We start from the raw sequence: 22854 nt of genomic DNA on the forward strand, positions 1-22854 counted from the left end.
GCGTCAGCAGCTCTCCGGCTGCGGTTCACGTTCTCCCAGTAGTAAGGGCATCTTCTGTGCCAACTGCCCGAAAGTAAAAGACTCAACGATTTCAAGCATTTCGCAGAGCTGATGGCGAGGTGAGGGCATGCACTCTGCACGGACGCGGGGTTTACGCCTTGCAGAAGACAGTTTGCGCGAGCAAAAAAAGCCCGCCAAGGGGAGGCGGGCTATTAAGTTCATGAGTACTAGTGAGCATAGTCGACGCGAAGCTATTTGTGTGCGATTCATGGAATGCCACAACGTTGTCCTTCTCCAGAGTGGGGGCGCCGACGGTGATAACCAGCCGGGCTGGTGGAGGAGGCGACAGCCTTCTATGCGCACTCGGTCGAGGGGCTCGAGGGCGGTACGTAGGAGGGAAGGGCGGAATGAAAAAGCCCGGCGCTGGGCCGGGCTTCATCTCATGAGCAGGAGCCACCCTTATGGTGCGATCCCGTACCGCCTGTAGGATGCGTGCCCTTTGGACAGGCAGATGCCGAGACTGAAACAATTGAGAGAAGCGCTACCAGTCCAGCGATTGCTATCTTTTTCATATTGCTACCGGGCTACGAGATTTTCTGTCAATGAATAGACTGGCTGTGAAGATCCATTTTTTTCTGTATTTCCTCTGCTAGCAATGGGGCATCATTTTCGAGAAAAATTTCACTTTCAACGGGTATTTTTCTCAATATGCTTAATGCCCTATTGAATGCAGGTTGTAGTTCAGTGTCGGTGGGAGGGCTCACCAAAAGATAAACTTTAAAAGTTTCGGCCGCATCTTTGATGCTCGACAGTTGGCCGAGCCAGCGATGAGCTTTATCTTTGAAATAGTCTACATCAGATAGGTCGAATGATATTGGCTCTATACAATGCCAAATTCCATTTTTCCAAGAATGCTGGAACTCAATTTCGTCATCCTTAACAGCAATTCTCTTAGATTGAAAATCTTCCGTTAAGGTGAACTTCTCAAGAGTCTTCTTGAAATCCTTCCACATATCTTGCTCAGTGCGTCTCTCACGGACTGGCCTGATATCATAATGAGAAACGTACCTTTCAAATAGAATTGAAAGTTCTGCTTCAAGATCCACAGTCAAACCGGCAGAAACGGTAGACCACTGCAGCGAACTATCATCTTTCGGCAGGACGCGGTGTAGTAAAGTTTGCAAAGACTCAATCTCACTGAATTGTAATTCAGTATTCAGAGAGTTGTTAGCTTTAGAAAACTCCGCCTGCACGAATTTCATCATTCTTCGGAAGTGCGAGCTGTTCAGATTTGGAAAGACAGCTGAAACCCGAGCATAAGTGTTCCTGCATTGCGCCGAAATCCATCTCTCTTTTTCGCAATATATAACAACGCCAACATTTACGAATTCTCCAGTTAATGTGTCGTGCACATATCTTAAAACTGAAAATTCATAATTTTGGAAGTTGATCATGAAAGCACCCTCACAACTTCATTAAAAGCCTCAGTGCTATTGGTTCTGAGGTCTCGTATGTAAGAGACTATCTCATTGGCAATAACGTTCCCTTGTCCAGCCAGCCACTCATCCGGGAGTGCTGCTATGTAGGAATCTAGCCTAGCATCATCGATGTTCTCAAGGCAGTTTTTCATGTTCGCTAGGTCGATATTCTGCTTTCTAACATGGATCCAAAATACATGCTTGTCGACCGTGCTCAGAGACTCACCGCCGCCCGCCACCCATGGACTCTTCCAGAAAAGGATGGATCCCATCAGAAACGCCAGTTCATGATCGATGATCGAAACGAAATCGCCCTGAGTGAGACAATTTGGATTCTGAGGTCCACGATCGTAGTTGGCAGTGAATGTGTCAAAGACAAAAATTTCCGCAGCCTTCTGAATCAGCGGCCCTTGTACCGGGTGTGCTGGTGATACGATTTGGTAGCCTGGCGCAAGCTTCGTTGATCCAAAAGCAAATTTAGAGCTCGTTCGTATAAAAGCGCTGTGCTCTGGATAGGACGGGCCCGCTGTGAATCCATCGGGTAATTCAACCAGTAGCGGCTCAGGGATATGTAGGCCTAGATCGGATGCAAAAAATGCTGAGAGTGCCTCCCGAATCAGGGCCCCTACACCGCTCTCGCAGCCAGCGCTAAACTTAACAATAGCCTCAGACCGTTCGCCGTCAGCGTTCATGCAGGTGACAAAGCAAGCGCGGTTTCTACCGTTCCCTGCCGGTTTATCAAACCTGATGGCATAGACTTTCCGAAACATTCCCCAATCCTTAGGTTCCCTGGCTCCAGCCAGGCATACAGCGAGATGATAAAATTCGCGCGATCATACTGAAGGTTAAGGCATAACGCCATTAGTCGCGTTCGAAAGGTGTCGCGATCGGACATAAGGTAGCCATACGAACGGCCATCCCATCACATACCCCAATACCCGCCAAAAAATTTTTTCTAAAACCGGTACTGATGTGGGCCAAGAAGGTCTGATTGAAAAAGCTAACGAAGTTTTACGCCTGTGCAGGCTCGTATGTTTAATCGTAGTACAGCGACTGATCCGAAAGGTTACCTGGAATACATCGCCCACCAGAACACGTGCCCCAGGATTGATATCTGCTGCTCCTGGATCTGCTGGAACGTGTAGTCCTCGTCCGGGTGCTCATCACGATTGAAGCTGCGTAGGCGTAGCCCGGTCGGGATGCGGTAGACCTGCTTCACGCGGAGCTGGCCGTTGTGGTTGATGGCGTACATCTCACCGTCGACGATGTCGCTCAGTGAGTTTTTCCCCACGTTCACGCCGACTGTGGCGCCGTCGCGCAGCACAGGAACCATGCTGTTCCCGCCGACCCTTACGCACTTCGCGTTGCTGAACTGAACGCCATTGTGGCGCAGATCCTTTTTGTTGAAGCGCAGACGTGAGTTGGCATTTTCTTCGATCGCGAACCTGCCTGATCCGGCCGCCAGCTCGACTTCGTGAAGGAAGGGGACGTAGACCTCGTCGTCATCGAGCGGAGTTTCATCGTCCCAGGTCTCGATGGTGCCAAGTTTCACGCTGGGCTGGATGGATTCAGCCTGATGATCAGGCACGCCCTTGAGCATGTCGCCGGCGCCCTCTGCGAGCCACATAGGGGAAACACCACAAACTGAGGCGATCTGAGCTGCGAAGGCAGTCGCTTTCGATTTACCCCTCTCCAAATCGGAGATTGAGGTCTGCGTGAGGCCGGCGCGCTCTGCGAGCTCAGTTTGATTAAGCTTGGCGTGGCGGCGGGCTGCTTTCAGTCGGTCTTTGAATTCCATTCGCGAAGTATTACGGGCGCTCCCATACCCTTGCAAATCGGTATTCCCATAACCTACCATATGGGTATTCCCGTATGGAGGGGCATCATGAACGCAATCTACAAAGGACTCGTTGACTACTTTGGCACTCAGGAGGCCACCGCCGAGAAGCTCAAGGTTGATCAAAGCACCGTTTCCGGCTGGGTTCGGGGAAAGCACGGCATGTCTCCGGTTATTGCCAAGCGAGCGGAGGCGCTGACCAAAGGTGCTTTCAAAAAAGAAAAGCTGTGTCCGTCGTTTCCTTGGGCCGAGATGGCCGCCTAAGCGACATCCCTGTCCGCCAATCCGTTGAAGCCAGATTAGAAGAGAGCAGTCCCCATGGAAACGTCCAGTCCAAGACATAGCACCCAAACCCGCGACCAAGTGCTGGTAGCCCACGCTCAAAACCAGATCGCACGCACCAGCTTGAGCCAGGACGATTTCGCCCAATCGCTTAGTCGAGAGATTTGCTTGCGAGTCCCTGCCGCGAAAATCGCCCAGGCAAGGGTTCCGGACTTCAATGAGTTGGCGCGGATAAACGACGTGGGCGAATTCGTGAAGGCGACCGGCCGCTGGCTCAAGCGTGTTCAGCGCTGGCTGTCCGGCGAACAGGAAATGCCGTCGTGGCTGGAAGAATCTTGGGTGAATGCTCTAGAGCCCGAGTATCGCGACCACTGCATCAACGAACTGGCCGGTCGTCACGGCCTGACCGGTGCCCGCCAGATGCAAAGCGATCAGTGCGCCAACAAAAGCTTCGGTGCGCTGATCCGCGCCTTGGGCGATGTGATCGATACCGGCAGCGAAGTCTTTGATGACCAGGTGATGTGCGAAGAGGACCTGCCGCATCTTCCGGCGTTCGCGGAGCAATGCCGTCAGGTTGAAGCGCGGGCAGGGGAGCTTGGCCGGAAGGCTGAAGTACTGATCGAAAAACATCGACCGAATTTGAAACTCGCCTGAATCCCGAGCACAAAAAAGCCGACGGAGAAGGTCGGCTGATTCGCAAAACTAGAGAGGCCCGATTATGCAGAGCCAGCCAAATTCCAGCAATACCCCTAATCATGTCGCGACACGTTTTCAGAATTTTCAAAACGTGTCGCGAGCTTTTGTCTGTTTCGTTCACGTCAGGAACACCTGACATGCAGTTCACCATCACAATCAATCAGGTGAAGGCATTTACGTCGGGTGTGAACTCCGAGCAAGCCTTGCTCGTTGCTGGAGGTGCCGCATGAGCATGGGCCTTATGGTCGCCGCTATGAAGCTTCGCGTCGGCAATCCACTTCGCAAACTGGTGCTCATCAAGCTGGCAGACAATGCCAGTGATATGGGGGAGTGCTGGCCGTCCTATCAGCACATCGCCGATCAGTGCGAGATCAGCAAGCGTTCCGTCATGAACCACATCACCGCGCTGTGTGAGTCAGGGCTACTGCGCAAGGAAATTAGGAAGGGTGGGCCGAAGGGCAACTCGTCGAACGTTTACTTCCTGACCCTCGATGGTGGTGCACCTCCTGCACCAGGGGTAGTGCAGCAGATTCACCAGGGTAGTGCAGCTAGTTCACCCCCTAGTGAATCTCCTGCACTAGGGGGTAGTGCAGGAGCTGCACCCAGAACCAGTCACTCTTCTGAACCAGTCAATGAACCGGTCATTGAACCAATTGCACCCCCGGCATCCGCCGAAGTTGTGCCGGCTCAGTCCCGCAATCTGGTTCTGGTGGTTGATCGAACCGATACGCCACGGGTCGAGATCCCTGCCGATATGCCAGGCCCAAAAGACCAGTCCTGCAAAACCTTCAAGGTCTGGGCGAACTACGCCATGGCCTACCGCAAGCGCTACATCACCTGGCCAGTGTGGAACGCCAAGGTCGGTGGCCAGCTCGGCCAACTGGTCGACCGCCTCGGCGCTGATGTCGCTCACCACGTCGCCGCGCACTACCTGAAAACCAGCGATGCCGCCGTCCTGCGCAAGTGCCACAGCCTCAACGAACTGCTGGCTAACGCCGAGAGCTACCACACCCAGTGGGTGACCGGTCAGCGCATCAACGGGACAACCGCACGCCAGATGGAACGCACCGAGGCGAACGTATCCGCTGCCGAACAGGCCGCGCAAATGGTCTTGGCCAAGCGCAAAGCAGGGGAGCGCAATGAGTACATTTGAAATGGATGATCAGCAGGTTGCCAGCCTCGCTGCAGCGATCTGCGCCACCGCCGAGTCCATGGGTCAGGAAATGAATCCAGGCACTGCGGCGATGATGGCTGAAGACCTCTGCGCGTACTCGGTGCCCGCCGTGAAAGCCGCGCTGAAGGCCTGCCGCTTCGAGGTTAAGGGCAAGCTGGCGATGGCCGACATCCTCCAGCGAGTGCAGGCCGCTGACGGCCGCCCGGGCAAGGACGAGGCCTGGGCGATCGCCATGACCGCCAACGATGAATTCGAAACCGTGGTGCTGACCGACGAAATCCAGCTCGCACTGGCTGCGGCGAAACCTGTCCTCGACGCCGGCGACAAGGTCGGTGCACGCATGGCGTTCAACAGCGCTTACGAGCGTTTGGTAGGGCAAGTCCGGGAGGACAGCAAAGAGGTGAACTGGCATGTGTCTGTCGGCTTCGACGCCAACCGCCGCACGCAGGCGATTACCAAAGCCCTGCAAATGCAGCGAATCCCACAGGAGCGCGCGCAGCAGTACCTGGCCGACTTGAGTAGCGCGCCGGTCACTGAAGACGGTAGGGCCGTCGTTGCGCTGCTCACCGGTGAGGTCGCGCGGCCTTCGCCAAAGCTGCGCGAAAAGCTCGCCGCGGTGAAGGACTCGATGCTGGCGATGCGCAAAGCCTCGGACGAGGAAAAAACAGAACTGCGAATTTTGGCAGCCAACGATCTGGCCGATCGCCGAGCGCTGCTGATTCGGCAGGCCGAACAATTGAAAGCAGGGAGCGCGGCTCGATGACCGATACCACTGAACAGAAAAAGCAGGCTGAGGCCGGCTTCAAAAACTTCCACCGTAGCCTGTGCGAGCGCTTCGGTTACTTCCACGATGAGATCGACTGGCAGCGTGACCAGGTGTCGTTGGAAGAACACATCGCCACTCAATTCAGCCACGTCAATGCGGAAAACGCCGCGCTGCGTGGACAGGTGCAAGCGCTGCAGCGTGGTGCCGGCCAGTTTCAGGAACAAAACGATGCTTTGCTCGAAGGCATGACACGCATCATGCAGTCGACTCGCTTGGGCGACGCGGCGTTTGCCATAGCGTGCGAAGTGGTTGGGGAGCTTGAGCATTCCGCTGGCAGTCGAGCGGGCGGGGAAGGAACAGAATCCAGCCTCTCGCTTTCGCTCAGACTTCCGAAAGGTTCGCGCGCGCATGAGGCTGGTGAGCAGAGTTTATGCAACGAAAAAAGCGTGATCAAGGGGGTGGATCATGGCTGACAAAATCTCCGTGAACTGCCAGGCCAAGCTTTCCGAGGCTATCACCGCTATCAGTGCCATGTACCGAGACAAGAAGTTCGTCGTGGTCTCGCTGCGCCCCGGCAAGGACCGAACGCTGGACCAGAACCGACTGTGGTTCGCGATGTACAAGCGCATCGCTGAAATGACGCAGATTGGCGATGAGGCTGACGCCCGCCGGTACTGCAAGTTGCACATCGGCGTGCAGATCCTGCTGAACGAATATGCCGGGTTTCAGGCGGAGTGGTACCGGGTGATGCGCCATCTTCCGTACGCAACAAAGTTGGAAATGATGGGGGGCTGTCATTTGTTCGGCCCGGACGGTTTCCCTGTGACCAGTCTTTTCAATCGAGCCCAAGGCGTGGCGTACACCGACCGCATTGTCGCGCGCTTCGCACCGCAGGGTGTGTACTTCGATGATCTTCTGAGCCAGGAGGCTGCATGACGATTGAAAGGAAGCAGCCGCGCCCGAAAAAGTGCTCAGTCAAAACCTGCAGAGCCTCATTCGTCCCGAAAGTGAGCTTTCAGTCTTGGTGCTCGCCGGACTGCGCCGTTGTCATCGCGCGGGACAAGCAGGAGAAGAAGCGCAAGTCGCTGGCCAGCATCGAGCGCCGCGAGATCAAGGTACGCAAAGAGAAGCTGAAGAGCAGGGCGTATCACCTACGCGAAGCCCAAGCTGCTGTGAATGAGTACGTCCGCCTGCGTGACGCGCACCTGCCATGCATCAGCTGCGACTCTATGCCGAGCGACAGTGACCTGATCACCGGCAGCCGCTGGGACGCTGGACACTACCGATCCGTTGGAGCCTGCCCGGAGCTGCGCTTCGAGCCGCTGAACATCCACCGCCAGTGCGTGAAGTGCAATCGTAACTTGTCCGGCAACGCAGTCGAGTACCGCATCCGGCTGGTGCTGCGCATTGGCGCCGAAACCTTGGCCTGGCTGGAGGGGCCTCATGAGCCCCGCAAGTACACCGTCGAAGAAATCAAAACCATCAAGGCTGAATACCGGGCCAAGAACCGTGCACTGAAAAAGGGGCAGGCAGCATGAACTACCACAACGTGATATCAGCAGTAGTCCGGGCCTTGGCCGCCGAGACGATCAACAGTTCCGGCGGATGCAATGTTGAACCGCGGGTGCAGGCAAGCAAGCTCAAGGGGGAGATATCCGGGAAGGATGCCGCGCTGCTGGCCGACTGCATCGTGCACAAGCTCCTGCACGCTCAGCTCGCCCCGCGGCATTGGAACGCCTTGGTGGCGAAGTACAGCACGCACCGTGGCCGCAAGATTGACTCCATCGGCCGCCTGGTCGCCGTGGTGAAGACTCCGGCACCCCAGCGTTTCACGCAGCAGGCCATCTTGGTCTGGGCAGTGCCGCAGCAGGTGAAAGGCATTCAGCGAGCGGTAACCCAGATCAAGGCGCCGAAGCACCGGGAGAACAAAGAGAAAGGGCAGTGGGACTGGCGCAACGCTGCGGCAGATGCTGACGTCGCCCGGGCCAACAAACATGCGCGCGCAGTAGCAGAGGACAAGCCCGGCGAGATGATCGTCTTGGCCGACTCGAACTACGACATGACGAACTGGGATTCCCAAGGACTTACAGAGCGCACTTACCAGCGCTGGAACAAGGCCATCAAAGAGGGTTTGGAGTCGCTTGTGAACGAGGCTCTGGTTGAGGCGCAGCACATGCTTGAAGCTGTGGGCGTGCTCGAAAGCGAGGCGGCATGAACTAGTCCCTCAAAAGGGCTTGCAATGTCATGTCGCCATGTCGCATTATTCACCCATCCTGTCATTCCTGCTTGTGTAGGACTGATGACCGAGCACTGGCATGCGGTTATGTCACACCCGGGTGGTTGTTGATGGTAGTAGGTCTTGTGGTTCTTTTGATTTTTTGGTTCCTGCAAGCACTCACTGATTTACCAAACGCAGTACAACAACTTGGACAAGAAGGGGAATCGCGTATGAATTTGGCTATTACTAAAGCACCTGTAAATCTCGTAGCAAATGCTTCTACGGCCTACTGCGTCAACAACCTGCCCGCATTAACCATTCAGGTTTTCTGAGTTTTTCAGAGTCCTAAAAAGAGCAATAAGCCACTTGTCCGGCTGCCTCAATCCGAAAACCCGGCCCTAAAAAGCCGGGTTTTTTGTTTCATGGTCAGTCTTGAATCTCGACCTCAGTAACGGTCACAGTTTGACGGGCTGCGTAAAATCCACGCTCTTTAAGTGACGCCATGACTTTTTCGCTCTGAAGCCCAGTTGGCAGATCTTTGAATTCCACCTTCCTGTGAAACGTAAGGCCTTTCAAGAACTTCGAACCTTCACCTGAAATTCGAGGGATCTCTTTCCCGTCTTCTACGATAAGGATTCTATCCAAGGCTTCGTCGCGATAAATGTCTACGAGCATTGCAATTTCTCTTCCATGGTGGCGCCGATTGGCTCCTCCTGAAGGGCTAGTTAGCACGGTTTTTCATCATTTGCCAAACTTGTAGATGGGCCTGATTGTATTCCTTAAGAGAGTGCCATTTACTTGTCGCCATCATATTGACAGTATGGGTCGGATAGGTAAAAGTGAGGTTCATCCACTTTTCAGGGTTTCACGAATGCGCAAGATCGTAGCTCTCGCAGCAATGCTCCTTTCTTCGGTAGTGATGGCAGATGATCGCCTTTCGATCACCGATTTGAGAGTAGTAAAGGTTGATGGTAATTCGACTGTCCAAGGTTACGCTCGCAATGAAACGGACGCGTCGTTTGGCACTACGACTATCGTATTCAAAGTCTACGATGGCGCGGGCAACATGGTCGGCAATGCTGTGGCTAGTGGAGTCGGGCTCGGGCCAGGGGAAAGCTGGAAATTTTCTGCCGTATCAGGTCAGGATTTCAAGACTGCGAAAGTCACTAACGTTCAGATTTTTTGATCGAAGTTTTTTTCAAAATGCCTCGCCTTTCGGTGGGGCTTTTTTATGCCTCGAATTAACCTGTAGCCAGGGCCGCCCTCGGGAAGGCCTGGACGTCGATAGCCGGATAGTGCGACGTACGGAATCAACACCGGCAGCCCGTGTACCCTGACCTCATCATCTGCTGCAGGGTAGCGCGAGACTAGATCGGCGAGATCGATGCAAAGGGGCGTCGACGTTGCGAAGGTCTTTGGCAGATAGCTCGGAAAGACGAGCGCACCTATTCAGATCTCTGGAAACAATTGCTTGTATACGCCATTCGTCCACTGACTGGCACTTGTCGCGACCTGGCTCCTCACACGCTTAAGCACGGATTCCCGCGCACCGATCGGAGAAGCATTATGGAAATCGACGAGAATGCACCAGGCAATCAATCCCAGCAGGCTGTGACGCGCACGACTGACAATGAAACCAGGCACGACCCTCGCTATAAAGATTCGGAAGTACCGCTGCCGCCTGATGACGATGCGCCTGTTGATGAAGATATGACGGACGTGGATGCAACGAACTCTGTAGCCACGGATCATCCTGAACCAGGAAGTGACATACGAGCCGGCAAGTCTGCGCAGAATGACGCACCGAACGTTCAGGATGTTGATGTAAAGGAGCCTCGCGGCATGCCTGCCAGCGACCCTGAATCAGGAGCCTAGGCCACAGTTCATTTTCATTGCCCGCTCACTGCGGGCTTTTTTGTTTACGCTTGATGAGCTTTGCCCTTGCTTCCTCCCATGCTCTCTTGCCCTCCAAGGTTTTAGCGTCGGCGGCATCTCTTGCGTTCTTGTATCTTTCCATTGCTTCAGGAGACTCAGCAGCATGGGTTAGAAGCTCGTAGGCGATGGCATTGAGTCGATCCGCTTCTTGGAACAGTTCGTTACTGCGTTCGGTCGCTGCGTGCCAGTCTGATGTAGTTATCGGGTTGCTCCTCATGTGTCCCTCCATACGTCTCAAATGCGCCCTATCGGAACGGAGAGCGCCACTTCTGCGGTCGACTGTTAATCCATTTACAAGGCTCAGGTGTCCTCCCAAGTGACGGAGGTAGTGGAGCGCCACTTCACGTCGGCGATTCCAAACCGTTCCGCCATGGGTTTCGAGAACCGCTTGAGATGCGGGCGTCCGGGCTTAGGTATTGGAGCGATACCGGCGTCACAGCTCGCCCATTGCCAAGCTTCCGCGTTGTTCATCAGTTTGGTTCGGATGACAAACGACATCGGTTTTCCGTGGAGTTTGTACTCAATCACAAAAATGTTTACCTGACTCACAAGTACAGCTCCTTCTTGGCTCATGAGTAAGTGATATTTGCAGTTATAGAAAATTCAAAGAATTGTCTGACAATCCATAAATTGCTGATTTCGATCACATTAATGGGATTTTAATTTGTACAAAGCCTCTGCGTTTGTAGAGGTTTTTCATTTATGGCTTTCAGCCCAATCTCCCGAATTGGGAGTGCAAAGGAAGCTATAACTTTGCAGGATTAACCTGCCAACTAATTATTACTCCCTGAAGGGGGAGGAACCGAGATGCCAAACATGCCAGACAAACCAGACACATGGGCGATAGCGCTTGCGTGGTTGAGCCAGCATTCGCCAATCCTCTATGCGGCTGCGCTGTCCTGCGCGATGGCCGTCTTGCGGATCACTTACGGTGGCGGTACTCGTCGCCAGATGCTGGTGGAAGGCGCCATCTGCGGCGGCCTGACACTTACCATCATCAGCGGCTTGGACTTTTTCGGCCTGCCACAGAGCATGGCCACCTTTGCCGGTGGCTGGGTTGGCTTCCTGGGTGTGGAGAAGATCCGGAACATCGCGGATCGGGTGACTGACTTCAAGTTGCCGACCCGCAAGGCCGAGTAAGTCGCGACACGTTTCGCGAATCAGCAAATTGTGTCGCGACACGGAGGAGTGAATGGATAGGCCAATGCCGCCGGCATCACTGCTCGATCTGTCTGAGCTGTCCAGCTTCGGCATTCGCCTGATCCCAGCGCCTGAAGTGTGGGAATGGCTCCAAGCCGAAATCCTCGCCGACACCGGCAGCATTCACAACGAAGACCACGCCCATCTGCTCGATGCGGACATTCGAGTGATGTGGGCGTCCTCTGCCTTCACGAGGAAGGGTCGCACTGTGGTGGGCCAGGCCGAACAGGTCGCGTTTCGCGCAGGCGGCTGGCAGAAGGCCCGGATGGAACAGCAGATGCGCGATTGGTTCGGCGACGTGCCGGCCTACATCATCACGCTAGCTGCTGACTACTGCGCCCAGTGCTCCGACGCTGACTTCTGTGCCTTGGTCGAGCATGAGCTGTATCACATAGCCCAAGCGACCGATAAGTACGGTCAGCCAGCATTCACCCAAGACGGATTGCCCAAACTTGAGATGCGCGGACACGACGTTGAAGATTTCGTCGGTGTGGTGCGTCGCTATGGGGCGAGCCCTCAAGTGCAAGAGCTGGTGGACGCTGCAAACAATCCTGCCGAGGTGGGGCAAATGAACATATCGAGGGCCTGCGGAACCTGTCTGCTCAAGTCGGCCTGATTCTGGACAGGCTCTGGACGGATGAAAATCTATGGCAGCCCTTCAAAACGACGTGAAGGCCTTTATCGTTCAGGCCTTGGCCTGCTTCGACACGCCTTCACAGGTTGTTGAAGCCGTCCAAAAGGAATACGGGATATCGGTGACCCGCCAACAGGTGGAGACACACGACCCGACAAAGACATCAGGGAAAGGCCTGGCCAAGCGCTGGGTGACGATGTTTGAAGATGCTCGGAAGCGCTTCCGCGAAGAGACCGCCGAGATCCCGATCGCCAATCGGGCCTATCGCCTACGAGCCATGAACCGGTTTGTCGAGCGGGCCGAGACGATGAAGAACATCGGCCTGGCCATGCAGATCCTCGAGCAGGCCGCGAAGGAAGTCGGCGACGTCTACGTCAATCGCCATCGGAAGGATGAGCCTGACGACGAACCAGCAACCCCGACGCGCATTCAGGTCGACGTAGTGGATGCGAGGAAGCCGAATGCCGAGCCTTAACGTTCCGCAGTCGCAGTTCCTCCTATTACCCCACAAATTTCGCGCATTCGTCGCTGGATTCGGCTCAGGAAAGACCTGGGTCGGATGCTCAGCGCTGAGCAAGCACTTCATGGAATGGCCCGGCGTCAACGCTGGCTACTTCGCACCGACTTACCCGCAGATCCGCGACATCTTCTATCCCACGATGGAGGAGGTAGCCTACGACTGGGGGCTGAAGACCAAGATCAACCAGGCGAACCATGAGGTTCACATTTACAGCGGCCGGCAGTATCGCGGCACTGTGATTTGCCGGTCGATGGAGAAGCCGCAAACCATCGTCGGCTTCAAGATCGGTCACGCTCTGGTCGATGAGCTGGACGTGCTGACGTCGATCAAGGCTCAGCAGGCTTGGCGCAAGATCATTGCCCGGATGCGGTACAACATGCCCGGGCTGAAAAACGGCGTGGACGTGACCACAACGCCGGAAGGCTTCAAGTTCGTCTTTCTCCAGTTCGTGAAGCAGTTGCGCGACAAGCCGGCGCTGAAGGAAATGTATGGGCTGATCCAGGCCAGCACCTTCGACAATGAGCTGAACTTGCCCGACGACTACATCGCCTCGCTGATGGAGTCGTATCCCGAGCAGTTGATCCGCGCGTACCTGAATGGCCAGTTCGTCAATCTGACGTCCGGGTCGATCTACCACGCTTACGACCGCAAGCTGAACCAGTGCTTCGACACTGTGCAGCCTGGTGAGCCGCTGTTTATCGGCATGGACTTCAACGTCGGCAAGATGGCGGCGATCACCCACGTCAAACGTGAGCAGGGCCTGCCGCGCGCCGTGGACGAGTTGATGGATGGCTATGACACACCGGACATGATCCGTCGGATCAAAGAGCGATACTGGGAGCACACCGGCAACGACTACAAGAAGACCTGCGAGATCCGGATCTACCCGGACGCCTCCGGCGATTCGCGCAAGTCGGTCAATGCCAGCCTCACCGATATCGCCATGCTGAAGCAGGCAGGCTTCACGGTCATCGCGCCGGCGGCCAACCCGCCAGTTAAGGATCGAATCAACGCCATGAACGCCATGTTCTGCAATGCGCAGGGCGAACGGCGGTATCTGGTCAACCCGTTTACATGCCCGACCTACGCCGACGGCCTTGAGCAGCAGATCTGGGCGCCCAATGGCGAACCGGACAAGAGCCAAGGCAACGACCACGCCAACGACGGCGGCGGTTACTTCATTCACCGCGAGTACCCGATCATCAAACCGGTCACCGCTATCAAAATGGGATACGCCCGATGAGCAACGACGTCTCCTTCAAGCGGGCGGACTACATCGAAGTGCTGGATCGCTGGGCAACCGTGCGCGATGTTTGCGCTGGTCAGCACAGGGTTGTTGAACGACTGCCGTACATCAACGCACACGACACTTCGCCTGAGAATAAGGACCGCAACAAGGCCTACCGCGAACGGGCGGTGTTCAAGAACGCCACGGGACACACGCGCAACGGGCTGTTGGGGCTGGCCTTCCACAAGGACCCGACGCTGGCGGTTGCGAAGAAGATGGAGTACCTGCAGGACGACGCCAACGGTTCCGGCGTGAGCATCTACCAGCACTCGCAAGGCACGCTGGAAAAGGTGCTTGAGGCCGGGCGGCATGGTCTGTACGTCGACTATCACCAAGACGCCGGCACCGGTGGGCACTCTGTGATCCTGTCGTACTGCGCCGAAGACATCATCAACTGGCGTACAGGGATGGTGAACGGGCACAGCGTGTTGACTCTGGTGGTGCTGCGCGAATCACCGGAGATCGAAGACGGCTTCGGTTTCAAAGTGGTCGAGCAGTACCGGGAGCTGGCACTTGAGGCCGACGGCTTTGTTTGCCGAGTTTGGCGCCGGTCCGGGCCGAAAGGCGGCGGGCCACTGGCGGTGGTTGAGGAGTTCAAGCCCACCGGTGCCGCCGGGCGCTTGAAGGAGATCCCATTCACCTTTGTCGGCGCGCAGAACAACGACCCGAGTATCGACGAGTCACCGCTTTACGACATCGCCATGATCAACCTGGGCCACTACCGGAACAGCGCCGACTACGAAGACAGCGTCTTCTGGTGTGGCCAAGCCCAGCCATGGATTTCCGGTCTGGACGAGCAGTGGCGCGACTGGATGGAGAAGAACGGCGTTTACGTCGGCTCCCGCGCGCCAATGATGCTGCCAGCAGGTGGGGCCTTCGGGTACGCCCAGCCGATGCCGAACACGCTGGTGAAGGAGGCCATGGCCGACAAGAACCAGATGATGATCGAACTCGGCGCCCGGATGGTCGTGGCCTCTCTCTCGTCCAAGACGGCGACGGAAGCCCGTGGTGATCAGTCAGCATCGACTTCGGTGCTCGCCGGGTGTGTGGCGAACGTCAGCGAGGCGTACACCCGGGCGATCATGTGGTGCTGCACCTACATGGGCGTCGACGACGCGAAGGTCGCCTACCAGATCAATCAAGAATTCGTTGAACTGACGGCAGATCCGCAAATGATTACCGCATTGGTCGGACTATGGCAGAACGGTGGATTTGCCAAAGCGGATCTTCGGGCGTACCTGCGTAAGTTGGGCCTGATTGCACCTGAGCGTACCGACCAGCAAATCGATGGCGAGTTGGCAGAGCAGGGTGACGGCTTGGGCCTGGACGATGAGGACAAAGCAGATGGCGGCAAACCAGGCAATCCTTGACGCCACGATTCGGCACGCGGTCTTCCTTGAGAGGCTGAAGGCTGGGGAGGTCGGCAAGTTCGCGCCCTTCCTGATGGAGATCGACCGCTCGATCCGCGACCGGCTCACCCAGTCGGATTTGAACGAATTCAACGTGAAGCGGCTGGAGGCTCTGCTGAAAGAGGTCGACAGTTTGCTGCTGGGCATCTTCGACCGCTACAGCGCGCAACTGAGCCTCGACCTGATTGACATCGCTAACTACGAGGCTGAGTTTGAGGCGGCGAGCCTAGGCCGGTCAGCGCCGGTAGGTGTCTCGCTTGATGTGGTCGCGCCGACGGCGGCGGCTATCCGCACGGCGGTATTGACCAACCCCCTCAGTGTGCGCGGCACCGGCGGCGGTAAGCTGCTGAAGTCGTTCATCAAGGGCTGGACCAGTGCCGAGCGCGAGCGAGTCACCGGCACGATCCGGCAGGGATTCTTCGAAGGTCAAACGAACTTCCAGATCATCCGCAACATTCGCGGCACCAAGGCAGCCGGGTACAAGGACGGGGTTCTCGCCACCACCAACCGCAATGCCAGCACGGTCGTGCACACCGCGATTCAACATGTGTCGTCTCAGGCGCGTATGGAGGTGGCCAATGCCAATACGGACATCGTGTCCGAAGTTGAGATGGTCGCCACGCTGGACAGCAAGACAAGCCAGCAATGCCGGTCGATGGATAAGCGACGGTTTCCGGTCGATTCCGGCCCGCGCCCACCGTTTCACCCGAATTGCCGTACCACATTCGTCCTGCTGACCAAGCTCAGCGAAATGTTTGCCAAGGACGCTACGCGGGCGGCGGTGGGCGCAGGTGGAGCCGGGCAGGTCAGCGCGAGCCTCGACTATTACCACTGGCTTCAACAACAGCCCGCGTCGTTTCAGGACGTGGCGATCGGGCCGGTGCGGGCAAAACTGTTCCGCGAGGGCGGCCTGAGTGTCGAGCGCTTCGCGCAGCTGCAGCTTGATCGCAACTTCGCACCGCTGACGCTGGTGCAGATGAAGAGTCTGGAACCGCTGGCTTTTGAGCGTGCGGGCTTGCTATAACGCCTCCAATAAAATGGAGGTGGTATGAAGTATTTTGTTGTATTCGGCTTACTTATTGCGTGCGCGGTGAGCAGCCTTTTAGGCCTGACTCTGGGCATAAACCTAAATCCAAGTTCGACTACAAAATATGTACTTAACTGGGGGAGTTTGGGTGACTGGGTTGCCGGGCTAGGTACATTTTTTGCCGTTGGTGTTGCACTATGGCAGTCGTTTGCTCAATCGCAAAAGGAGCGAATCAGGACTCTCGTCATTGATAAAAGTGAGCCCCGTTCCTGGACGCTGCGTATTGTTTCAGAGGGACTAATACCCGTAACCGTTTTAGGTGCTGAGATTCATTTAAAGGAACTCAGGTGTAAGCTCCCATTTTCAAATGTGCAGAAACTGAATCTGCAGTTTCCTCAGCGGCTTGAGCGAGGTGATGTGCTACAGCTGATCGAGGTAGATGGTGGTAGCTTTGAAAAACTTGCAGAGGCATTGGCAGCGCCATTGGTAGCCTCCCTAAGTCAAAACGGAGTTCGCCCTCGTGATATGAGTTATGGACTGAATGAAGAGTATTTCTCTGCCCTAGAGTCCCATAGAAAAGCAAAAGCGAAAATTGTGATTAGATTGGCTCATGACGACGTCAGCCATGATATGGCTTCGAGTCTAGTTGATGATTTATTTTCGATAGTTATTGCTAAACACAGAGCGTTAGCGGAGAAGGAAGCCAAACAAAAAATAGCGGAAGACCAAGCTTTTTTTGATGAGCTTCGACAGTTCGCATCCAAGGAATAATTTTTTCCTGTGCCTCTTAATCTCAAACCTTAATTGCAAGTAATTTTAAATAAGATTCATTGTTTCAAAGCAAACCGCCCTCGGGCGGTTTTTTATTGTCTGCAAAGCGGGCAACACTTACCCAAAGGGTGCATCAACGTGGCAGAAGAAAACGAAATCGACCTGGACAACCCGGCAATCAAGGCCGCTATCGCGACTGCCGTTGAGGCCTCTGTTTCTGGTCTGAAAACCAAAAACTCCGAGCTGCTGGGCAAGCTGAAGGAAACCACCGGCAAGCTCAGCCAGTTCGAAACCCAGTTCGAGGGCATCGACATTGACGCCGTCAAAGGCTTGCTCAGCCGGGCCGGCCAAGACGAAGAAACCAAGCTGCTGACTGAGGGCAAGGTGGACGAGGTGTTCAATCGTCGCACCGAGCGCCTGCGCGCCGACAACGATAAGCAGTTGAAGGCGCTCACGGCGCGGGCCGAAAAGGCTGAGGCATTCGCCGCCAAGTTCCAGGGCAAAGTCCTGGGCGATTCGGTTCGAGGAGCAGCGCTGAAAGCCGGCGCACTGCCGGAAGCAACCGACGACATCATCCTGCGCGCCAAAGGCGTGTTCTCGCTGAACGAAGAGGGGGAAGCGGTCGCCGTTGATGAATCCGGTCAGGTGATCCTCGGTAAAGACGGCAAGACCCCTCTGACTCCGCTCGAATGGGCGGAATCTCTGCGCGAAAGCGCACCTCATCTGTGGCCAAGGGCTTCAGGGACACAAGCCCCGGGCGGGGGTGGCGGCCAGGCTGCATTCAAGCGCTCCGAAATGACTGCCGAGCAAAAGCGCGTCTACCAGCGCAAGCACGGCCAAACCGCATATCTGCAATTGCCCAAGTAAGGGGATTCACCCATGGCAACGACTGTGAACAGCGACCTGATCATCTACAACGATGAGGCGCAAACCGCATACCTGGAGCGTGTCCAGGACAACCTCGACGTGTTCAACGCATCCTCCAACGGTGCGATCGTGCTCGACAACGAGCTGATCGAAGGCGACTTCCGTAAGCGCTCGTTCTACAAGATCGGCGGCTCGCTGGAGCATCGCGACGTCAACTCCACCGGCAAAGTGACCGCAAAGAAGATCGGCGCCGGCGAGGCCGTTGGCGTCAAGGCACCGTGGAAATACGGCCCGTACCAAACCACCGAAGAGGCGTTCAAGCGCCGCGGCCGTCCGGTCGACGAGTTCTCCCAGATCATCGGCGCCGACGTTGCTGACGCCACTCTGGAAGGCTTCATCCAATACGCCACTGCCGCGCTACGCGCTGCAATCGGCTCCAACGCCGGCATGGTGGTCACCGCCAACATTGAAACGGATGGCAAGAAGACCCTGACCCGGGGCATGCGCAAGTTTGGTGACAAGTTCGGTCGTATCGCCCTGTGGGTCATGCACTCCAGCGCCTACTTCGACATCGTAGACGAGGCGATCACCAACAAGATCTACGAAGAAGCAGGCGTCGTCATTTATGGCGGACTGCCGGGCACTCTCGGTAAGCCGGTGCTGGTAACCGACACCGCGCCGGCTGACGTGATTTTCGGTCTGCTGCCGAATGCGGTGGTGATCACCGAATCCCAAGCTCCGGGCTTCCGCTCCTACACGGTCGACGACGAAGAAAACCTGGGTATCGGCTACCGCGCTGAAGGTACCGTCAACATCGATGTGCTGGGCTACAGCTGGAAGGACGCTACCGGCGGCTCGAACCCGACGCTGGCTGCGGTCGGCTCGGCTGCCAACTGGGTCAAGCATGCTGACAGCAACAAGGTCACTGCGGGCGTGATGATCACCCTGACCACTACGCCACAAGCCGGCGGCTGATACTGGCCCTGACAGCGGCCAGCGATGGCCGCTACGGAGACATTTATGGAACTGGTTTACTCCACTCAGAATTCGGACTTCGATCCGGAAAAGCGGTACCGCAATCCTGCTCACTTTGATCGGCCTGAAGCGGGTGTGACGCACGCGGTGGTGATTGGCGACTGGCCGAAGGTGGTCGACGCCTATGAGGCACAGGGTGTCGAAGTCTCGATATTGAAGCCTTTGATCAGCGAGTCGGTTAATTCGGATCGTGCCTACACCATCGCCAGCCTGGAGCAGGACAACGACATGCTTCGCGCCGAGCGCGACGGCATACTGCGACTGATCGAAGCCGTCGAAGGGCAATCGGATCTGGAACACCCGGGCGCTGGCGAATTGCCGATTCGCTTGTTCGGTGCGCTGAAAGCCCTTCATGATGGCTTCGAAACCCTCACGGGCGAGCGCGACAATCTGGCTCGTGAGATCGAATCGCTGCGCGCTGAAGTAGCGCGCCTCAAGGCAGCGGCAGAACCCGTCGACAATGTCGTGAAGATCGCCGGACTCAAAGCGCAACTCGACGCGGCCAATGTGCCGTACCGGGCGAATGCTTCGGTTGAGTCGCTGGAAAAGGCGGTTTCGGAACTACCATAGGCGTGATAATCCGGGTGCCTACTCACTGGCGCCCGATTCAAACAACACAGCGAGCTGATTCATGACTCTCATCATAGAGGACGGTACCGGCAAGCCTGACGCCGAAAGCTACGCATCTGCCGAAGATCTGGCCATGTACGCCGTGAAGTTTGGCGTGACCATCCCGGCGGAGGTGCCAGCACAGGAAGCGCTGCTACGCCGGGCCGCTCTGGCAATGGACGGTATGACGTGGAAAGGGCGAAAGTCCAACAGCGAACAGGCTCTGTCCTGGCCGCGCCGCGGTGTCGAGTTGGATTACGAGATCAAGCCCGACAACTACCTACCGGCGAGAATCCAATACGGCCAGATGGCGCTGGCCGCCGAGATCCATACCGACGACGTCGATCCGATCGAGAAACGCAAGGGTGCGGTAACACTGGAACGGGTCGAGGGCGCGGTAACTCGCGAATACGCGACGATCCCGAACACCAGTGGCCGACTGTTGCCGGCGGCGCCGGATCGTCCGAGCGCAACCCAGTTTGCTGACTATCTACAGAAGCGCGGTCTGTTCGCAGTGCGCGCATAGCTGAAACGGAGCCAACATGGCCTTCTATGACGAAATGGCCGTGATGGCTCTGGAGATGATCACAGAGTTCGGCCAGCCCGTGACCATCAGCAAGACGGAGCCGGGCGAGTACGATCCGGATATCGGCGGCGAATCGCCAGGCGCCACCATCGAGCAGACCGCTCAAGGCATCCTGCTCGACTTCACCGGTCAGGAATTCCAGAACAACAGCCTCATCAAGCAGGGCGACAAGAAGCTGAAAATCGCTGCGCAGGGGCTGGAGTGGGTACCGGACCTACTGAACAAAGTGATAATTCAGGGGCGCACTTGGTCCATCGTGCCGCCGCTGAAAGAGGTGAATCCCGCCGGGACGCCAATCCTGTACGAGCTTCAGGTGCGGTCATGAGCAAATACTCAGGCCTCAACGGCAGTTTCGCCGAGAACATCCGCCAGTTTGCCGAGCAGGCTCAGGCCGGGCTCGACGCCACCTTCCGCGAAATCGTGATCGAGATTGGCAGTAGCGTCATCCGGATGTCTCCGGTGGGCAACCCCGAGATCTGGGCCGCGAACGTGGCGCATCGCGCAACCAACACCCGCGCCGCCGATGACTACGATTTCAAGGTCGCCGTTCGCAACACCCTCATCAATCTCGATGAGAGCAATTTCACCAAGGCCGGGAAGCTGAAGCGCGGCGTGAAGTACGCCAAGCCACTGACAAAGACCGAGCGCGACCAGAACTTCAGCGTGAATGGACTGGTTGCTGGCAAGGATTACGTCGGTGGCCGATTTCGCGGGAACTGGCAGTTCTCGATCGGGGCGCCGGCAGAAGGCGAACTTGATCAGGTCGATCCGGCCGGCGGCGTCACGCTGGCGAAGCTCAGGCTTCAGGTCGAGCAGCTGACGATCGGGCAAACGGCGTACATCGTTAACAACCTGCCATATGCGGTACCGCTCGAGTACGGCCATTCCAAACAGGCACCGGGCGGCATGGTGCGCATCACGCTCGCGCGGTTCCAGCAGATCGTCGACGCAGCCATCAGGAACAATCAGGTATGAGCCATAACATCATCGCTTCGATCTTCGAGGCCAAACTGATTGCCTGGGCGAAGGCTCTGCCGACACCCATCAAGGTCGTCGTCGAGAACGAGGCCTATGAGCCCGGAAATGGTGTCACCTACCTGCGAGCTTTCACTCTGCCGGGCGACACCGCAAGCGGCACGCTCGGCGGTGATCACAGGCTGTTCACTGGGGTGTTTCAGGTCAGCATCGTGACACCAGCAGGGAAGTATCGCGGCGCGGCGGGCGCGCTGGCTGACCAGATCGTCGCGCTGTTTCCGCTGTACGAGCGAATCACGAAGAATGCATTGACCGTGGTGACAATGACGCCAGTCGATCAGGGACCAGGTATCCCAGACGACACGACCTACACAGTTCCGGTTTCGTTCGCGTACCGCGCCGACACCAACTAATCCGCCCATTGGGCAAACCCAGAACCCGCCATTGAGCGGGTTTTGTCATTTCTGAAAGAGAGGAAAACCCCATGGCCGGCATTCAAATGCCCAACGGCGCAACGTTCGAAATTGCTTCCGCCTACGGCGCTGCAATCCCATTCACCGCCCTGACCAATGCCAACCCGGCAGTGGCGACCGCGGCAGCCCACGGTCTGGCCGAGGGCGACATCATCGCCCTCAGCTCTGGCTGGACCCGCCTGGACGGCCGCGCCGTGCAAGTCGGCGAGATTGCAAGCGGCACCTTTGCGCTCGATGGCGTGAATACCACGAACATTCAGCAGTATCCGGCCGGCTCGGGCGTCGGTGCCGCCCGCGAGGTAACGACCTTCACCGAGATCTCGAAAATCACCGAGCTCGGGTCGAGCGGCGGCGACCAGCAGTTTCTGACGTTCGGCTTCCTGGCTGACGATGATGACCGCCAGATGCCGACCACCAAGAACCCGATCACGCTGAGCATCACGGTCGCCGACGATCCGTCGCAGCCCTATGTCGATGTCTGCGAGGCCGCTGACGACGACAAACAGGCCCGCGTTCTGCGCCTGAACCTGCCGGGCGGCAGCCGGATCATCTACAACGGCTACGTCTCGATCACCTCGACCCCGGCCATGTCGCGCAACAACCTGATGACCCGCGTTATCAGCATCGCGCTGACCGGCCGCCCAACCCGCTATAGCGCCTCGGCGTAAGGAAGGCACATGGCAAAGTTCACACTCGCCCGGAATCCAACCTTCAAGCACGTCGTCATGCTGCCAACGGTTGGCGGTGACCCGGTCAGCGTAGAGTTCGAATTCAAATATCGCGATCGCACCGAACTGGCCGGGCTCTACGCGGAGTGGGGTGAGCGTCACAAGGCGCTCAAGGAGAAAGCGGAAGAGGCCGGCATTGAGCAGTTCACGGCTTTGCTGATTAATCTGCAGGTCGAGCAGTTGAAGGCGATTGTCGCCGGCTGGGATATCGCCGAAGAGTTCACCGACGAAAACCTGCGCATCCTGGTCAAATCCATCGCCGCCACGCCGGGCGCGGTGCTGGCCGCTTATTCCGATGCGTTCAGCAAGGCGCGCCTGGGAAACTCCTAAGCGTCTCCCGCAAGCT

Annotated in this window: 33 protein-coding genes; 27 read left to right on the forward strand and 6 right to left on the reverse strand. The window is 56.8% G+C overall.

The window, feature by feature from the left end; translation table 11 throughout:
* Positions 1 to 599 precede the first annotated feature (599 nt).
* The 3 genes from CAF87_RS03675 to CAF87_RS03685 form a co-directional block, all read right to left on the reverse strand.
* On the reverse strand, positions 600 to 1454 hold the full coding sequence (locus CAF87_RS03675) for a DUF3037 domain-containing protein (protein ID WP_085731228.1): 855 nt from the start codon (positions 1452 to 1454) through the stop codon (positions 600 to 602).
* A complete protein-coding gene (locus CAF87_RS03680; RefSeq protein WP_085731227.1) occupies positions 1451 to 2248 on the reverse strand; it encodes a HipA family kinase in 798 nt (265 codons plus the stop codon). The genes CAF87_RS03675 and CAF87_RS03680 overlap by 4 nt, the downstream gene beginning before the upstream one ends.
* A 296-nt stretch (positions 2249 to 2544) precedes the next feature.
* The gene (locus CAF87_RS03685; protein WP_085731275.1) at positions 2545 to 3276 is read right to left on the reverse strand and encodes a helix-turn-helix transcriptional regulator; all 732 of its coding nucleotides are present in this window, start codon (positions 3274 to 3276) and stop codon (positions 2545 to 2547) included.
* Positions 3277 to 3363: 87 nt separating this feature from the next.
* Between CAF87_RS03685 and CAF87_RS03690 the strand changes: the two genes are divergently transcribed.
* The 9 genes from CAF87_RS03690 (at position 3364) to CAF87_RS28935 (ending at position 8783) form a co-directional block, all read left to right on the forward strand.
* Positions 3364 to 3579 carry a YdaS family helix-turn-helix protein gene (locus CAF87_RS03690; protein WP_085731226.1) on the forward strand — a complete coding sequence of 72 codons (216 nt, stop codon included), beginning with the start codon at positions 3364 to 3366 and terminating at the stop codon, positions 3577 to 3579.
* 186 nt (positions 3580 to 3765) lie between these two features.
* Complete coding sequence (locus tag CAF87_RS03695; RefSeq protein ID WP_256575987.1) at positions 3766 to 4251, forward strand: hypothetical protein; 486 nt, start codon at positions 3766 to 3768, stop codon at positions 4249 to 4251.
* Positions 4252 to 4519: 268 nt separating this feature from the next.
* The gene (locus CAF87_RS03700; RefSeq protein WP_085731224.1) at positions 4520 to 5446 is read left to right on the forward strand and encodes a helix-turn-helix domain-containing protein; all 927 of its coding nucleotides are present in this window, start codon (positions 4520 to 4522) and stop codon (positions 5444 to 5446) included.
* The gene (locus CAF87_RS03705; RefSeq protein ID WP_085731223.1) at positions 5433 to 6230 is read left to right on the forward strand and encodes a hypothetical protein; all 798 of its coding nucleotides are present in this window, start codon (positions 5433 to 5435) and stop codon (positions 6228 to 6230) included. The genes CAF87_RS03700 and CAF87_RS03705 overlap by 14 nt, the downstream gene beginning before the upstream one ends.
* Complete coding sequence (locus CAF87_RS03710) at positions 6227 to 6706, forward strand: hypothetical protein (RefSeq protein WP_085731222.1); 480 nt, start codon at positions 6227 to 6229, stop codon at positions 6704 to 6706. The genes CAF87_RS03705 and CAF87_RS03710 overlap by 4 nt, the downstream gene beginning before the upstream one ends.
* Positions 6699 to 7169 carry a hypothetical protein gene (locus CAF87_RS03715; RefSeq protein ID WP_085731221.1) on the forward strand — a complete coding sequence of 157 codons (471 nt, stop codon included), beginning with the start codon at positions 6699 to 6701 and terminating at the stop codon, positions 7167 to 7169. Before CAF87_RS03710 ends, CAF87_RS03715 begins: the two co-directional genes overlap by 8 nt.
* Entirely contained in the window at positions 7166 to 7771 is a 606-nt protein-coding gene (locus CAF87_RS03720; RefSeq protein WP_085731220.1) for a recombination protein NinG, read from the forward strand. The genes CAF87_RS03715 and CAF87_RS03720 overlap by 4 nt, the downstream gene beginning before the upstream one ends.
* Positions 7768 to 8448 (forward strand): hypothetical protein, encoded by a 681-nt coding sequence (locus CAF87_RS03725; RefSeq protein WP_085731219.1) that lies wholly within the window; start codon positions 7768 to 7770, stop codon positions 8446 to 8448. The genes CAF87_RS03720 and CAF87_RS03725 overlap by 4 nt, the downstream gene beginning before the upstream one ends.
* A gap of 131 nt (positions 8449 to 8579) precedes the next feature.
* Positions 8580 to 8783 (forward strand): hypothetical protein, encoded by a 204-nt coding sequence (locus tag CAF87_RS28935; protein ID WP_139831708.1) that lies wholly within the window; start codon positions 8580 to 8582, stop codon positions 8781 to 8783.
* A gap of 94 nt (positions 8784 to 8877) precedes the next feature.
* On the opposite strand, the gene CAF87_RS03730 is transcribed toward CAF87_RS28935, so the two are convergent.
* A complete protein-coding gene (locus tag CAF87_RS03730) occupies positions 8878 to 9126 on the reverse strand; it encodes a hypothetical protein (protein WP_085731218.1) in 249 nt (82 codons plus the stop codon).
* Between the two features lie 196 nt (positions 9127 to 9322).
* Here CAF87_RS03730 and CAF87_RS03735 point away from each other — a divergent pair, with 196 nt between their 5' ends.
* Together CAF87_RS03735 and CAF87_RS03740 are read left to right on the forward strand one after the other, a co-directional pair.
* Positions 9323 to 9637, forward strand: coding sequence for an FxLYD domain-containing protein (locus CAF87_RS03735; protein WP_085731217.1), 315 nt, complete (start codon positions 9323 to 9325; stop codon positions 9635 to 9637).
* 380 nt (positions 9638 to 10017) lie between these two features.
* Complete coding sequence (locus tag CAF87_RS03740; RefSeq protein WP_085731216.1) at positions 10018 to 10326, forward strand: hypothetical protein; 309 nt, start codon at positions 10018 to 10020, stop codon at positions 10324 to 10326.
* Positions 10327 to 10351: 25 nt separating this feature from the next.
* Here the strand turns inward: CAF87_RS03740 and CAF87_RS03745 are convergent, their stop codons facing one another.
* Both CAF87_RS03745 and CAF87_RS03750 read right to left on the reverse strand, forming a co-directional pair.
* The gene (locus CAF87_RS03745; RefSeq protein WP_085731215.1) at positions 10352 to 10603 is read right to left on the reverse strand and encodes a hypothetical protein; all 252 of its coding nucleotides are present in this window, start codon (positions 10601 to 10603) and stop codon (positions 10352 to 10354) included.
* An 83-nt stretch (positions 10604 to 10686) separates the two neighbouring features.
* Entirely contained in the window at positions 10687 to 10935 is a 249-nt protein-coding gene (locus tag CAF87_RS03750) for a DUF6555 family protein (protein ID WP_085731214.1), read from the reverse strand.
* Positions 10936 to 11193: 258 nt separating this feature from the next.
* Between CAF87_RS03750 and CAF87_RS03755 the strand changes: the two genes are divergently transcribed.
* From CAF87_RS03755 to CAF87_RS03830, 16 genes are all read left to right on the forward strand, one after another.
* The gene (locus CAF87_RS03755; protein WP_085731213.1) at positions 11194 to 11526 is read left to right on the forward strand and encodes a phage holin, lambda family; all 333 of its coding nucleotides are present in this window, start codon (positions 11194 to 11196) and stop codon (positions 11524 to 11526) included.
* A 52-nt stretch (positions 11527 to 11578) separates the two neighbouring features.
* Positions 11579 to 12202, forward strand: a complete 624-nt coding sequence (locus tag CAF87_RS03760) for a putative metallopeptidase (protein WP_085731212.1) — start codon at positions 11579 to 11581, stop codon at positions 12200 to 12202.
* A 31-nt stretch (positions 12203 to 12233) separates the two neighbouring features.
* Positions 12234 to 12695 (forward strand): DUF2280 domain-containing protein, encoded by a 462-nt coding sequence (locus tag CAF87_RS03765; protein ID WP_085731211.1) that lies wholly within the window; start codon positions 12234 to 12236, stop codon positions 12693 to 12695.
* The gene (locus CAF87_RS03770; RefSeq protein WP_085731210.1) at positions 12682 to 13983 is read left to right on the forward strand and encodes a terminase large subunit domain-containing protein; all 1302 of its coding nucleotides are present in this window, start codon (positions 12682 to 12684) and stop codon (positions 13981 to 13983) included. The genes CAF87_RS03765 and CAF87_RS03770 overlap by 14 nt, the downstream gene beginning before the upstream one ends.
* Positions 13980 to 15398 carry a DUF4055 domain-containing protein gene (locus tag CAF87_RS03775; protein ID WP_085731209.1) on the forward strand — a complete coding sequence of 473 codons (1419 nt, stop codon included), beginning with the start codon at positions 13980 to 13982 and terminating at the stop codon, positions 15396 to 15398. The genes CAF87_RS03770 and CAF87_RS03775 overlap by 4 nt, the downstream gene beginning before the upstream one ends.
* Positions 15373 to 16461: a minor capsid protein gene (locus tag CAF87_RS03780; protein ID WP_085731208.1), complete on the forward strand. Its 1089-nt coding sequence runs from the start codon at positions 15373 to 15375 to the stop codon at positions 16459 to 16461. The genes CAF87_RS03775 and CAF87_RS03780 overlap by 26 nt, the downstream gene beginning before the upstream one ends.
* A gap of 24 nt (positions 16462 to 16485) precedes the next feature.
* Entirely contained in the window at positions 16486 to 17235 is a 750-nt protein-coding gene (locus CAF87_RS03785) for a hypothetical protein (protein ID WP_085731207.1), read from the forward strand.
* Positions 17236 to 17373: 138 nt separating this feature from the next.
* Positions 17374 to 18102 (forward strand): hypothetical protein, encoded by a 729-nt coding sequence (locus CAF87_RS03790; RefSeq protein WP_085731206.1) that lies wholly within the window; start codon positions 17374 to 17376, stop codon positions 18100 to 18102.
* 12 nt (positions 18103 to 18114) lie between these two features.
* Positions 18115 to 19077, forward strand: coding sequence for a major capsid protein (locus tag CAF87_RS03795; protein WP_085731205.1), 963 nt, complete (start codon positions 18115 to 18117; stop codon positions 19075 to 19077).
* A gap of 45 nt (positions 19078 to 19122) precedes the next feature.
* On the forward strand, positions 19123 to 19707 hold the full coding sequence (locus CAF87_RS03800) for a hypothetical protein (RefSeq protein WP_085731204.1): 585 nt from the start codon (positions 19123 to 19125) through the stop codon (positions 19705 to 19707).
* A 61-nt stretch (positions 19708 to 19768) separates the two neighbouring features.
* Positions 19769 to 20272: a DnaT-like ssDNA-binding protein gene (locus tag CAF87_RS03805; RefSeq protein WP_085731203.1), complete on the forward strand. Its 504-nt coding sequence runs from the start codon at positions 19769 to 19771 to the stop codon at positions 20270 to 20272.
* A 16-nt stretch (positions 20273 to 20288) separates the two neighbouring features.
* Positions 20289 to 20657, forward strand: coding sequence for a hypothetical protein (locus CAF87_RS03810; protein ID WP_085731202.1), 369 nt, complete (start codon positions 20289 to 20291; stop codon positions 20655 to 20657).
* Positions 20654 to 21307, forward strand: coding sequence for a hypothetical protein (locus CAF87_RS03815; RefSeq protein ID WP_085731201.1), 654 nt, complete (start codon positions 20654 to 20656; stop codon positions 21305 to 21307). The genes CAF87_RS03810 and CAF87_RS03815 overlap by 4 nt, the downstream gene beginning before the upstream one ends.
* Positions 21304 to 21720 carry a phage tail terminator-like protein gene (locus CAF87_RS03820; RefSeq protein ID WP_085731200.1) on the forward strand — a complete coding sequence of 139 codons (417 nt, stop codon included), beginning with the start codon at positions 21304 to 21306 and terminating at the stop codon, positions 21718 to 21720. Before CAF87_RS03815 ends, CAF87_RS03820 begins: the two co-directional genes overlap by 4 nt.
* A 71-nt stretch (positions 21721 to 21791) precedes the next feature.
* The gene (locus tag CAF87_RS03825) at positions 21792 to 22448 is read left to right on the forward strand and encodes a phage tail protein (protein ID WP_085731199.1); all 657 of its coding nucleotides are present in this window, start codon (positions 21792 to 21794) and stop codon (positions 22446 to 22448) included.
* A gap of 9 nt (positions 22449 to 22457) precedes the next feature.
* Complete coding sequence (locus CAF87_RS03830) at positions 22458 to 22838, forward strand: phage tail assembly chaperone (RefSeq protein WP_085731198.1); 381 nt, start codon at positions 22458 to 22460, stop codon at positions 22836 to 22838.
* The last annotated feature ends 16 nt before the right edge of the window (positions 22839 to 22854 follow it).

It is taken from the genome of Pseudomonas sp. R38(2017), assembly GCF_002112395.1.
Taxonomy (GTDB): domain Bacteria; phylum Pseudomonadota; class Gammaproteobacteria; order Pseudomonadales; family Pseudomonadaceae; genus Aquipseudomonas.

Excerpts from the sequence above, each read along its gene's own strand:
- CAF87_RS03675 (WP_085731228.1), bottom strand. The coding sequence starts at position 1,454 with ATGATCAACTTCCAAAATTATGAATTTTCAGTTTTAAGATATGTGCAC.
- CAF87_RS03680 (WP_085731227.1), bottom strand. The coding sequence starts at position 2,248 with ATGTTTCGGAAAGTCTATGCCATCAGGTTTGATAAACCGGCAGGGAAC.
- CAF87_RS03685 (WP_085731275.1), bottom strand. The coding sequence starts at position 3,276 with ATGGAATTCAAAGACCGACTGAAAGCAGCCCGCCGCCACGCCAAGCTT.
- CAF87_RS03690 (WP_085731226.1), top strand. The coding sequence starts at position 3,364 with ATGAACGCAATCTACAAAGGACTCGTTGACTACTTTGGCACTCAGGAG.
- CAF87_RS03700 (WP_085731224.1), top strand. The coding sequence starts at position 4,520 with ATGAGCATGGGCCTTATGGTCGCCGCTATGAAGCTTCGCGTCGGCAAT.
- CAF87_RS03705 (WP_085731223.1), top strand. The coding sequence starts at position 5,433 with ATGAGTACATTTGAAATGGATGATCAGCAGGTTGCCAGCCTCGCTGCA.
- CAF87_RS03710 (WP_085731222.1), top strand. The coding sequence starts at position 6,227 with ATGACCGATACCACTGAACAGAAAAAGCAGGCTGAGGCCGGCTTCAAA.
- CAF87_RS03715 (WP_085731221.1), top strand. The coding sequence starts at position 6,699 with ATGGCTGACAAAATCTCCGTGAACTGCCAGGCCAAGCTTTCCGAGGCT.
- CAF87_RS03720 (WP_085731220.1), top strand. The coding sequence starts at position 7,166 with ATGACGATTGAAAGGAAGCAGCCGCGCCCGAAAAAGTGCTCAGTCAAA.
- CAF87_RS03725 (WP_085731219.1), top strand. The coding sequence starts at position 7,768 with ATGAACTACCACAACGTGATATCAGCAGTAGTCCGGGCCTTGGCCGCC.
- CAF87_RS28935 (WP_139831708.1), top strand. The coding sequence starts at position 8,580 with ATGGTAGTAGGTCTTGTGGTTCTTTTGATTTTTTGGTTCCTGCAAGCA.
- CAF87_RS03730 (WP_085731218.1), bottom strand. The coding sequence starts at position 9,126 with ATGCTCGTAGACATTTATCGCGACGAAGCCTTGGATAGAATCCTTATC.
- CAF87_RS03735 (WP_085731217.1), top strand. The coding sequence starts at position 9,323 with ATGCGCAAGATCGTAGCTCTCGCAGCAATGCTCCTTTCTTCGGTAGTG.
- CAF87_RS03740 (WP_085731216.1), top strand. The coding sequence starts at position 10,018 with ATGGAAATCGACGAGAATGCACCAGGCAATCAATCCCAGCAGGCTGTG.
- CAF87_RS03745 (WP_085731215.1), bottom strand. The coding sequence starts at position 10,603 with ATGAGGAGCAACCCGATAACTACATCAGACTGGCACGCAGCGACCGAA.
- CAF87_RS03755 (WP_085731213.1), top strand. The coding sequence starts at position 11,194 with ATGCCAAACATGCCAGACAAACCAGACACATGGGCGATAGCGCTTGCG.
- CAF87_RS03760 (WP_085731212.1), top strand. The coding sequence starts at position 11,579 with ATGGATAGGCCAATGCCGCCGGCATCACTGCTCGATCTGTCTGAGCTG.
- CAF87_RS03765 (WP_085731211.1), top strand. The coding sequence starts at position 12,234 with ATGGCAGCCCTTCAAAACGACGTGAAGGCCTTTATCGTTCAGGCCTTG.
- CAF87_RS03770 (WP_085731210.1), top strand. The coding sequence starts at position 12,682 with ATGCCGAGCCTTAACGTTCCGCAGTCGCAGTTCCTCCTATTACCCCAC.
- CAF87_RS03775 (WP_085731209.1), top strand. The coding sequence starts at position 13,980 with ATGAGCAACGACGTCTCCTTCAAGCGGGCGGACTACATCGAAGTGCTG.
- CAF87_RS03780 (WP_085731208.1), top strand. The coding sequence starts at position 15,373 with ATGGCGGCAAACCAGGCAATCCTTGACGCCACGATTCGGCACGCGGTC.
- CAF87_RS03785 (WP_085731207.1), top strand. The coding sequence starts at position 16,486 with ATGAAGTATTTTGTTGTATTCGGCTTACTTATTGCGTGCGCGGTGAGC.
- CAF87_RS03795 (WP_085731205.1), top strand. The coding sequence starts at position 18,115 with ATGGCAACGACTGTGAACAGCGACCTGATCATCTACAACGATGAGGCG.
- CAF87_RS03800 (WP_085731204.1), top strand. The coding sequence starts at position 19,123 with ATGGAACTGGTTTACTCCACTCAGAATTCGGACTTCGATCCGGAAAAG.
- CAF87_RS03805 (WP_085731203.1), top strand. The coding sequence starts at position 19,769 with ATGACTCTCATCATAGAGGACGGTACCGGCAAGCCTGACGCCGAAAGC.
- CAF87_RS03810 (WP_085731202.1), top strand. The coding sequence starts at position 20,289 with ATGGCCTTCTATGACGAAATGGCCGTGATGGCTCTGGAGATGATCACA.
- CAF87_RS03815 (WP_085731201.1), top strand. The coding sequence starts at position 20,654 with ATGAGCAAATACTCAGGCCTCAACGGCAGTTTCGCCGAGAACATCCGC.
- CAF87_RS03820 (WP_085731200.1), top strand. The coding sequence starts at position 21,304 with ATGAGCCATAACATCATCGCTTCGATCTTCGAGGCCAAACTGATTGCC.
- CAF87_RS03825 (WP_085731199.1), top strand. The coding sequence starts at position 21,792 with ATGGCCGGCATTCAAATGCCCAACGGCGCAACGTTCGAAATTGCTTCC.
- CAF87_RS03830 (WP_085731198.1), top strand. The coding sequence starts at position 22,458 with ATGGCAAAGTTCACACTCGCCCGGAATCCAACCTTCAAGCACGTCGTC.